Annotated in this window: 10 protein-coding genes and 1 pseudogene; 6 read left to right on the top strand and 5 right to left on the bottom strand. The window is 62.2% G+C overall.

The genetic code is table 11. The annotated features are described in order from the left end of the window. On the bottom strand, positions 1-647 hold a 647-nt coding region (gene budA, locus HMPREF2896_RS07625; RefSeq protein WP_070718891.1), incomplete at its 3' end, for an acetolactate decarboxylase. Between budA and HMPREF2896_RS07620 the strand changes: the two genes are divergently transcribed. Then, on the top strand, positions 633-1,895 hold the full coding sequence (locus HMPREF2896_RS07620) for a 5-(carboxyamino)imidazole ribonucleotide synthase (protein WP_083311467.1): 1,263 nt from the start codon (positions 633-635) through the stop codon (positions 1,893-1,895). The genes budA and HMPREF2896_RS07620 overlap by 15 nt on opposite strands. 99 nt (positions 1,896-1,994) lie before the next feature. Then, the gene (gene purE / locus HMPREF2896_RS07615) at positions 1,995-2,495 is read left to right on the top strand and encodes a 5-(carboxyamino)imidazole ribonucleotide mutase (RefSeq protein WP_046647007.1); all 501 of its coding nucleotides are present in this window, start codon (positions 1,995-1,997) and stop codon (positions 2,493-2,495) included. 9 nt (positions 2,496-2,504) lie between these two features. Here purE and HMPREF2896_RS07610 read toward each other — a convergent pair. Then, positions 2,505-3,396 (bottom strand): annotated as a pseudogene (locus tag HMPREF2896_RS07610) (ribokinase). Between the two features lie 31 nt (positions 3,397-3,427). Here HMPREF2896_RS07610 and HMPREF2896_RS07605 point away from each other — a divergent pair. Beyond that, complete coding sequence (locus HMPREF2896_RS07605; RefSeq protein WP_246824007.1) at positions 3,428-3,898, top strand: YdcF family protein; 471 nt, start codon at positions 3,428-3,430, stop codon at positions 3,896-3,898. Here HMPREF2896_RS07605 and HMPREF2896_RS07600 read toward each other — a convergent pair. Further along, the gene (locus HMPREF2896_RS07600; protein ID WP_070718884.1) at positions 3,879-4,352 is read right to left on the bottom strand and encodes a hypothetical protein; all 474 of its coding nucleotides are present in this window, start codon (positions 4,350-4,352) and stop codon (positions 3,879-3,881) included. The two genes, HMPREF2896_RS07605 and HMPREF2896_RS07600, sit on opposite strands and share 20 nt — an antisense overlap. A 38-nt stretch (positions 4,353-4,390) precedes the next feature. Continuing rightward, complete coding sequence (locus tag HMPREF2896_RS07595) at positions 4,391-5,431, bottom strand: RNase H family protein (protein WP_070718881.1); 1,041 nt, start codon at positions 5,429-5,431, stop codon at positions 4,391-4,393. 95 nt (positions 5,432-5,526) lie between these two features. Between HMPREF2896_RS07595 and HMPREF2896_RS07590 the strand changes: the two genes are divergently transcribed. Continuing rightward, positions 5,527-6,021 (top strand): RNA polymerase sigma factor, encoded by a 495-nt coding sequence (locus HMPREF2896_RS07590; RefSeq protein WP_010189329.1) that lies wholly within the window; start codon positions 5,527-5,529, stop codon positions 6,019-6,021. Further along, entirely contained in the window at positions 6,014-7,063 is a 1,050-nt protein-coding gene (locus HMPREF2896_RS07585; protein ID WP_070718878.1) for a hypothetical protein, read from the top strand. The genes HMPREF2896_RS07590 and HMPREF2896_RS07585 overlap by 8 nt, the downstream gene beginning before the upstream one ends. Here HMPREF2896_RS07585 and HMPREF2896_RS07580 read toward each other — a convergent pair. Then, positions 7,060-7,617: a TetR/AcrR family transcriptional regulator gene (locus HMPREF2896_RS07580; protein WP_046647001.1), complete on the bottom strand. Its 558-nt coding sequence runs from the start codon at positions 7,615-7,617 to the stop codon at positions 7,060-7,062. The genes HMPREF2896_RS07585 and HMPREF2896_RS07580 overlap by 4 nt on opposite strands. A gap of 224 nt (positions 7,618-7,841) precedes the next feature. Between HMPREF2896_RS07580 and HMPREF2896_RS07575 the strand changes: the two genes are divergently transcribed. Beyond that, on the top strand, positions 7,842-9,017 hold the full coding sequence (locus HMPREF2896_RS07575; protein ID WP_070718876.1) for an acyl-CoA dehydrogenase family protein: 1,176 nt from the start codon (positions 7,842-7,844) through the stop codon (positions 9,015-9,017). Positions 9,018-9,139 lie beyond the last annotated feature (122 nt).

Below are 9,139 nucleotides of genomic sequence, written 5' to 3'. Positions count from 1 at the left end.
CATGCGGAACGATGTCTCCGAACCAGACACGTGCCAGGGCAGAGCTCAATGGTGGCCTCATCCACCGTGTAGTCCAGCACGTGCCCGCCGGAGGTGCGCGCAGCGTCAATAAAGTGCACGTGGCAGCCCGGCACCGAAATACCCTTCTCAAACACCGGTGTGCGGAAACCACCGATGATGCCTTCGACGTTTTCAAAGCGCAGTTCCTTATCGCCGCCCACGGCCTGCGCCATCGGCGGATAAGGCTTGCTCTGCTTGACCACCGTGCGGGTAACCACGTTGCTGAAGCGTCCGGTGATTCGCACCGCGTACATGTAGTTGGCGGAAGGCTCGACTTCATCGATGAAGGCCGAAAGCTCCTCGCGCTTCAATCCCTTGGGCGCGGCCACCTTAATACGGGGGACGAAGTTCGTGGCCACCGCGAAGGGGGTTCCCTGGTCCAAGTCCGCTACCGTCGCGGTGCTATCGCCGCGTAGCTGGTAGCACACGCCGTCGAGGATAATCATCTCCCCATCCAGCGCATCGAAGGTGCCGATGCCAAAATTGCCTTTGCCCAAGAGCTCGCCGATGGTCATTTCGCCGTCGTAAATGCCATCCAACAGCGCGGTCATGAGGGAGTTCTGAAAGATGGTATGCCGGACGATCATGGCCCCAAGGCTAGTATTGAAAGGGTGAGTGAACAACACAAACCCCTCGTTACTGTTTATGGAGACGGCCAGCTTGCACGCATGATGCAGCCGGCCGCCGCAGAGCTCGACATCAGCTTGCGCGTGCTGGCCTCCGCGCCAGACAAGTCCGCCGCACAGGTGATCCCGGATGTGGTGCTCGGTGACTACCACGATCTCGACGTGCTCACCGCCGCCGCGGAAGGCGCGGATGCAATTACCTTTGAGCACGAGCACGTCCCGACGGAGCACGTCGAGCGTCTTATCGCCGACGGCCTCAACGTCCAGCCCCAGCCTTCCGCTCTCCTCTACGCGCAGGACAAACTGTTCATGCGCCAGAAGCTGGCTGAGCTGGGCGCCCCGGTGCCACGCTTTGCCGCTATTGAATCGGTGGAGGATGCGCGGGATTTCGCCGCGCTTGTCGACGGACACGTGTGCCTCAAAGCCCGCCGCGGCGGCTACGACGGCCATGGCGTGTGGTTCCCGTCAGCGGAGGGGCTGGAGCCGCTGGTAGAGGAGCTCCTCGCCGCTGGTACTCCGCTTATGGCTGAGGAAAAAGTGGCTCTTACTCGCGAGCTGTCCGTGCTCGTCGCCCGCCGCCCCTCCGGCGAGGTCAAAGCCTGGCCGGTCACCGAGTCCGTGCAGCGAGACGGCATCTGCGCCGAGGCTTTTGCCCCAGCCCCGAACTTGTCGGCAGCGCTCGCGGAGCGCGCCATGCAGGTGGGCATCAAGGTAGCCACAGAGCTGGGCGTTACGGGTGTGCTGGCAGTGGAGCTCTTCGCCTTCGCCACGAAGCAAGACGCCGGCTGCATCATCGCGTCCGCTTCGGGTGCCCCGGGAGCGGTTGTGGAAGAAGATATTGCGGTCAACGAGCTGGCCATGCGCCCGCACAACACCGGCCACTGGACGCAGGATGGCTGCGTGACCTCGCAGTTCGAGCAGCACCTGCGCGCCGTGCTGGACCTGCCGCTGGGCTCCACCGCGCCATTGGAACCCGTAACGGTCATGGCCAATGTGCTGGGGGCTGAGGAGGATCCGCAGATGCCCATGCCGCAGCGCGTCCGTGAAGTCATGGAGCGCTACCCGCAAGCGAAGATCCACCTCTACGGTAAGGACCACCAGCCGGGTCGCAAGATCGGCCACGTCAACGTCGTTGGTGAGGACGTGGAGGAAACCCGCCGCATCGCCCACGATGCCGCCCACTTCCTCGTCCACGCGCAGTGGGCGTAAGCCCACTGCGCACTCTTAAGCCCACAGCGCACTCTTCAGACCACTGCGCACTCTTAAGCCCGCAGCGAGCTTAAACGCTAGTAAAGAAGGAGATTTTTCATGGAACCACTCGTCGGACTGATCATGGGATCCGATTCCGATTGGCCCACCGTCAAGCCCGCAGCCGAAGTGCTCGCCGAGTTCGGCGTGCCCTTTGAGGTGGGCGTCGTCAGTGCGCACCGCACCCCAGAAAAGATGCTGGCGTATGCCAAGTCTGCCCACGAGCGCGGGCTCAAGGCCATCATCGCCTGTGCCGGTGGTGCGGCCCACCTGCCAGGCATGGTTGCCGCGGCCACGCCGCTGCCGGTCATCGGCATCCCGCGCGCGTTGAAGGATCTCGATGGTCTCGATTCACTGCTGTCCATCGTGCAGATGCCGGGTGGGGTGCCGGTGGCAACCGTATCCATCGGCGGTGCGAAGAATGCGGGCCTGCTTGCCGTGCGCATCCTCTCCGCGGGTGACCCAGCACTGGTGGAGAAGATGGCAGCCTACCAAGAGAACATGGCCGCCGAAGTAGAAAAGAAGGATGAGAACCTGCGTTCCCAACTCCTCGGCGAATAAGACGCGGCTTTAACCGGGCAACTCGCTTGTCAGATCCGGGTAGGAGGCCTGGGCGCCGGAGCCCGTGACGGTAAAGGCCCCGACCCGCGCGGCGAAGCGCGCGGCATCCACCAGCGAATCGCCCTCCAGCAAGCGGGCACACAGCGCGCCGGCGAAGGCATCGCCCGCGCCGGTCGTATCGACGGCGGTGACGCGTGGGGAGGGAACGTCGATAAGCTCGGCCCCCTCGGCCACAAGCGCCCCGCGCGCCCAGCGTGAGAACCACCGAGGCGAAGCCGGCCTCCCTTAAGCGCTGCGCTAGCTCCGCTGGCGCGCCCTGGCCGCTCAACCCCAGCTGCTCCAAGATGAGACCGGCTTCGTGTTCATTGGCCAGCAGCGGATCGGCATGCAGGAGAGCTTGCTTATCAACTTCGATGACCGGGGCGAGATTAACCACGACTCGTCCCTTCGCCAGCTCGACAGCTTGTGCAAAACCCTCCGCCGGTATCTCGCCTTGGAGCAAAATGAGGTCTGATGCGGTGATAGGGGAGGAGTGCGTGGTGACGAATGAATCGCTGACAAGCGCATTAGCACCTGGCACCACGATGATGGTGTTTTCACCCTGCTCATCCACGGTAATGACGGCTAAACCTGTTACCTCTTCGCTGGCCTCGACGTGGGTGAGGTCCACGCCGCTGGCCTGCAAGTAGTACATCGCGGGCGCGGCATAAGCATCGCTGCCCACCGCGCCGACGAAGCTCACCTGTGCGCCCAGCCGGGCAGCCGCGACCGCCTGGTTTGCTCCTTTGCCACCCGCGGTGATGGCGCCGCCGTGCCCCAAGAGGGTTTCGCCCGGTTGGGGATGCCGCGCGGCGTGGACCACGAGGTCAGCGTTGATGGAACCAACTACGCACATGCTCATGCTGCCCAGTATGCACGCTAAGCTAGCGGGCATGCAGTTTCCGCTTCTGGTGTTGGGCGCGCGCGTCGAGGGCGGCGAGCCTGGTCCGCTGCTGTGTAGCCGGTTGGACCGAGCGGTGGTGTTGTCTCGCCTGTTGCCGGAGGAGCCAATCATCGTGACCGGCTACGGGGAGGCGGAGCCGATGGCGCGCTACCTCATCGAGCGGGGCGTTAATCCGGAGAGGATTCTCCTCGAACCACTCGCTACCAGCACCAACGAGAACCTCGAGCGCGCCCATGCGCTGTGCCCGGAATACACCTATTTCCGCGTTGTGACCAATGACTTCCACGTGCTGCGCACCCGCATGTGGGCCGGGCACCTAGGGATTCGCGTTCACATGCACGGCGTGCGGACCCCGCGGAAAGACCGCTGGTGGAACTACCTGCGCGAGGTGGTGGCGACGCCGCATTCGCTGCTGCGCATTGTGTGGCGGCGGGTGGTGGCTAGGCGCCGAAGAACATGAGCACGATGGCAATCATCCAAACGACAAACCAGTGGCGCTTTTGCGGAGTGGTCGGGTTGGCCTTCTGCTGCAGCGACTTGAGGAAGTACCACGTTCCAGGCAAGGCGAAGCCGATGCCCATGGCTACATCGCCATCAGTAATTCCGGTGAAGCCTACGAGGACCGAAAACAGACTCAAAAGCCCTTTGAACAGGGAGAAGCTGTGGATCGTGCCGCCCGGTGCGTGCTGTTCAAGGGAATAGTCCTGCATCGGCGCCGGTGCGTAGGCGCGCTCAGGCTCAGTGAAAGGTTCAGCAGAAGGCTCCGCGGCCGGATCCGCGAAACGCTCTACAGAAGGATTCGCAGAAGGCGCCGCGTAGGATTCGCGCGCGGGCTCCGCGAAGGGATTAGCCCCGCGGCCGTTGATTGGCTTGGCCGGCTCCTCGAAAGGGTTGGAGTCAAAGGGATTGCTCATGCGATTCACACTAGGCCACTAGTACACCGAACCCCGAATTAGAGCTTGGCCAGCGTCTTCCGGATGCCTTCTTTCAGCGTTGCCCGTGATTGCTTCATCGGATGCGCAATCGCCCGCAGGCCCATGTATGCAATTTGGTCCGCTGCGCGGTTCAGCGGGTCACCCGCATGCCCCATCACCCGACGGATGGTCACCGCGCAGACTCCCTCCACGTCATTCCACGCTTGCTGGAATCGCGAGCGCGAACCTGAAGACAGCCCCCGCCACACCCCGCGGGAGCGCATCGCCTTCGAGCCCTTCTGCCGAATCTGCTCCACCGCTTCTAATGCGGCGACGGAGTCTGACTCGATGATCGCCTTGGTCGCACCAACCTTGAGCAGGTACTTCAACGCCAACGTGAGGGATTCGAGCTCAAGCTCATCGGTGCTGGCCGTCGTCTTGCGCGTGCGCAACCGGTAGTCACCATTGCTGGCCACGAAGCACATGGAGCCCTTAAACACCGTGTCCGAGGAGGCATCCGTGGCGATGCGCACGGTGGCGTCTATGGGCCACGAGGAGGCCGTCGAGAAGTTCGGCCACCAGTGCGCCTTTGGAGTCTCTACCTTTACTACCTGCTTCTTGCGTGGGGCCTCGCCTTCTTTCTTCGCGCGGCGCGCGGTGATCCCGGCCTGCTTGCGACGCACGGAGCTAGCGCTTTTCGACGCCCTATTCTCCTCCGCAAAACTCCCCGTCACGGTATAGCCGCGTTCCTCCAGGGCGGCGCGAAGTGCCGCTTGCCGGCGCCCAGTGACGATCCATTTGCGCCCTCGAATACTTTTCGTGGCCTTCTCGAATTCGCGGACGGCTACCTCAACGATATCGCCCTTCCGAATCTGGCCCTTGCGCACGAAGCGCGTTTTCTTGGTGTTAACGGCGATGACCCAACCGTCAATCGTGCCGTTCTCGGCGGAATCCCAGCGCTCATCCCACAGCGCAATAGCCACGTGCACGGGTGCTGAGATCATGTCCTTGGTGATCTTGCGCGTGCCGTAGGTGCGCGACTGCGTGCCCATCAGGGCGGAAAGCTCGAGTGGTTCCATAGCTCTACTAGTAAACCATTTCAGCGCTTTTCTGTAACGCTCGGCTGTCTGATGCAACATACTCAGTGAGCCCACGAACAATATGGAGTTATTTAGTGTCTGTCCTTACCTTGCCTGGTTCGCGTAAGCGGGAATTCTCCCGCCTGTTTCGCGAGCATTACCCGGCGGTGCTGGCCTATTTGCGCCGCCGCGTCCCACCGAGTCACGCGGAAGAGCTGGCGGCTGATGTGTTTGAGCGAGCGTGGGCTGGCTTCGACTCTTTACGCGGCACGCCGCTGCCGTGGCTCTATGGCATCGCCCGCAATGTGATGCGGGAGTTCTACCGCACCCGGCGGGAGACGGAGAACCTCGACGACCATGAGCTGGAATCTTATGCCGGTTATGACGCAGTCGATGCCAATCTCGACATCACTCGCGCGTTGATGCAGTTGCCGCATGCCGAGCGCGAAATTCTCACCCTCCATGCGTGGGAGGGCCTCGACCACCCCGATATCGCCGAGGTCCTCGGCATTTCCCGCAATAACGTGCGCGTTCGCTTGCACCGCGCGCGTACCCACCTTTCCGAACTCACAGGAGAAACCGATGCCTAACTCTCTCGACAAACTCCGCGCCGCCAATCCGGTACCGGACGCCGCGCTTGACGACGCCTCCCTCGCCCGCTCCGAAGACACCCTCGTACAGATCACGAAGCGTCGTCCCACGTGGACAATAGCGGCGGCCTCCGTCGCGGTGCTTGCGCTCATCGGTGGCGCCTTCCCGTTGCTCAACAACTCGGAGCCCGTGGCCTCGGCTGCGGAGATTCTGACGCAAGCCGGCGAAGCTGCGGCCACCCAGCCCGATGCCGTGGATAAAGGCGTGACCGCGAAGGAATACATGAAGCGCGTCGATACCCTCGGCGATGCCACCGCGATCACCGAATATGCGGTGGATGCCGGCGGTGCCGTGGAGGTCTCCTCGCAGGGAGAGGTCCCGGGCTTTGATCCGCAGCCCTCCATCAACCCAGAAGACCTCGTCGTTGCGACCGATCGCGCTGGGTTGGAGAAGCTGGCGGATTCCTTCCCGAACCACGCCCTCGGAGCGCTGGAGCTGCTGCTCCAGCCGGGCCTGAGTAGCGAGCAGCAGAAGATTGCTTATGACATGCTGGCGGATGCGGAAGGCAATGAGGTCGGCACTGTTGAGGGCGAAGGCGAGGACCAGCTGGTCACCGTGATTCGTGATTCTGACCGCGTCTCCTTCTCCGTCTTGCCTGCGACCGGCCAACTGGTGCGCGTGGTCGGCCTCGTAGGCCCGGACGTGGAAACCACCATCGATGCCACCGCGATCTTGGACTGCGTCTCCGTCACAGGCCTGGAGGGCCCGGACCGCATTTCGCTAGCGTGCGCTGACAATAATTACCTGGTCAACGAATTGGACTGGCAGCGCTGGGGAGCCGACTCCGCAGAGGCAGAGGGCGTGGCCATCGAAAATGACTGTGACCCAAACTGCGCGGAAGGCACATTCAATGAGGATCGGGTGAAGGTGGTCGTCGATAAGCGCGTGGCGTGCGGCTACCATGCCGAGGTTTACTCTCGCGTGCGCGTGCAGTACCCGGATGGGCGTGAGGAAGAGCAGCAGATTGGCTGTGCGCCCTAGGTAAGTTGGCGCAGGGCGAACTGGCCGTACATGTCTCCTAAAGCCTCGGCGGTGTAATCACCGTCGGGGCTAAACCATTGGGCCACACCGATGCCCATATCGATGAGCGCCCAGCAGGCGATTTTGAGGTTCTCCGCGTGGAAATCGCCTTCGTTGACCACGGCCATCCAGCGCGCGACATAGTCGCGGCGTAGCTGCAGGACGACGGACTTGTGGGGCTCTTCGAGGTTAGTGAGCTCGTTGTTGACCACGCGGACGCGCCGAGCATGGGTGGCATGGTAGATGACATGGGCTTTCATGGTGGCGACGAGCTTGTCGCGGGGATCGCTGAGCCCGGCGAGGCAGGCGGCGTTGGCGCGGAGGAGATCCTCCATGGCGGTGATGGTGACTTCAGCGAGGAGCTCCTGTTTGGAGGAGTAGTGGTTGTACAGGCTGGAGGCGCGCATGCCGACGGCCTTGGCGATGTCCTCCATGCCGGTGGCGTGGTAGCCGCGCTGGTCAAAGAGGTCGAGTGCGGCGGCGGCGATTTGGTCGCGGCGTCTCTGGTTGGCCATGGTGGGCGTCCTCCTCAATGAGCTAATGGTGGTTAGTGTACCTGCGATGTGGGGTGTGGGGGACGGTTGGGGGCTGGTTTGTCTGGTGACTGTCCTTGCGTGGTCATGCCGCGTTGTGTGTGGTCGTGTCACGTTATGTGTGAGGCATTTGACAGCCAATGGAGAGTCAGGTCACAATTAGGGCTAATAGCCATTCGTATTGCCTGTTTATTGGAGAACTCACCATGTCTCACAACCTCTTTGAGTCCACCACTGATTTCTTGGGTGTTTTTGACAGCCTCTCTGAGTCCGATGCTGCGGGGTGGAAGCGTGCAGCGCAGTTTCGCGAGTACTCCGCCCCGGTGATCAACCGGCACTGGCAGGCTGCGGAGTACCCACTGGACTTGGTTCAGCGCTTGGGCGACTTGGACGTGATGACGGATGGCCTGGCGGTGGAAGGCCATGAACAGATGTCCACGCTTGGTGCTGGCCTGGCACTCATGGAGGTCACGCGCGCGGATGCCTCGATGGGCACGGTGATTGCGGTGCAGGCTGGGCTGGCCATGCGCTCAATTTCGATGTTGGGTTCTCCGGAACAGCAGGCCTTGTATTTGCCGCAGATGGCTTCGTGCTCTTTGCTTGGTGCCTTCGGGCTGACGGAACCGGCTCACGGTTCGGACTCAATTGCTTTGGAGACCACCGCGGTGCGCGACGGCGATGAATGGGTGCTTAATGGCGAGAAGAAGTGGATCGGCAACGGCGCTTCCGGCGGAATCACGATCATTTATGCGCGCATGGAGGACGGCAATGTTGGCGGTTTCATCGTCCCGCAGGACGCACCCGGCTATTCGGCTTCGGTGATTGAGGGCAAGCTGTCCCTGCGCGCTATCCATCAGGCACACATTACGTTGACTGATTGCCGAATCCCCGCCGCCAACCAACTGCCGGGCTGCCGCAGCTTCAAGGATGTGTCTCGCGTTCTTACCGCTACCCGCATTGGTGTGTCGTGGATGGCGCTGGGCTCCGCGGTGGCCTGCTACGAGATTGCCCGCTCGTATGTGCTGGAGCGCGTGCAGTTTGGTCGCGAGCTGGCGAAAGCGCAGATTATCCAGCAGCGCCTGGCCAATATGGTGCTCGATTTGAGCCAAATGATGCTCACCTGCCGTGAGGTCTCTTTGCGCGAAACTGCGGGGACCTTGGCCCCGGAGCAGGCCTCGGCGGCGAAGCTCCACAACACCCGCGCTGCTCGTCGAATTGCCGCTGATGCCCGCGACATGCTCGGCGGAGTCGGCATCCTGCTGGAAAACGACATCGCGCGCCACTTCGCTGACATCGAGGCCATGCACACCTACGAGGGAACTGATACCGTGCAGTCCCTGATTATGGGCAAGAAGATTACGGGTTTCTCGGCCTACAAGTAGCGTTTCGAAGTGGCCCCATATTCCACCGTGCCCATCTTTTCCCACTATCGCGGTCATTCTAGGTTCGAGTCCTGGTGGGGAGGCCTCTGTTGGAACTGAAGTGCCCCGAGTTTTGTTCCTAG

The organism is Corynebacterium sp. HMSC069E04 (assembly GCF_001813175.1).
GTDB lineage: Bacteria > Actinomycetota > Actinomycetes > Mycobacteriales > Mycobacteriaceae > Corynebacterium > Corynebacterium aurimucosum.
The sequence above is the reverse complement of the archived record's forward strand: the minus strand, read 5'-3'. Positions and strand labels throughout refer to the sequence as shown.

Bases quoted from the DNA above. Each gene is read 5' to 3' on its own strand.
- purE (WP_046647007.1), top strand. From the start codon at position 1,995: ATGGAACCACTCGTCGGACTGATCATGGGATCCGATTCCGATTGGCCC.
- HMPREF2896_RS07585 (WP_070718878.1), top strand. From the start codon at position 6,014: ATGCCTAACTCTCTCGACAAACTCCGCGCCGCCAATCCGGTACCGGAC.
- HMPREF2896_RS07580 (WP_046647001.1), bottom strand. From the start codon at position 7,617: ATGGCCAACCAGAGACGCCGCGACCAAATCGCCGCCGCCGCACTCGAC.
- HMPREF2896_RS07600 (WP_070718884.1), bottom strand. From the start codon at position 4,352: ATGAGCAATCCCTTTGACTCCAACCCTTTCGAGGAGCCGGCCAAGCCA.
- HMPREF2896_RS07575 (WP_070718876.1), top strand. From the start codon at position 7,842: ATGTCTCACAACCTCTTTGAGTCCACCACTGATTTCTTGGGTGTTTTT.
- HMPREF2896_RS07620 (WP_083311467.1), top strand. From the start codon at position 633: ATGCCGGACGATCATGGCCCCAAGGCTAGTATTGAAAGGGTGAGTGAA.
- HMPREF2896_RS07595 (WP_070718881.1), bottom strand. From the start codon at position 5,431: ATGGAACCACTCGAGCTTTCCGCCCTGATGGGCACGCAGTCGCGCACC.
- HMPREF2896_RS07605 (WP_246824007.1), top strand. From the start codon at position 3,428: ATGCAGTTTCCGCTTCTGGTGTTGGGCGCGCGCGTCGAGGGCGGCGAG.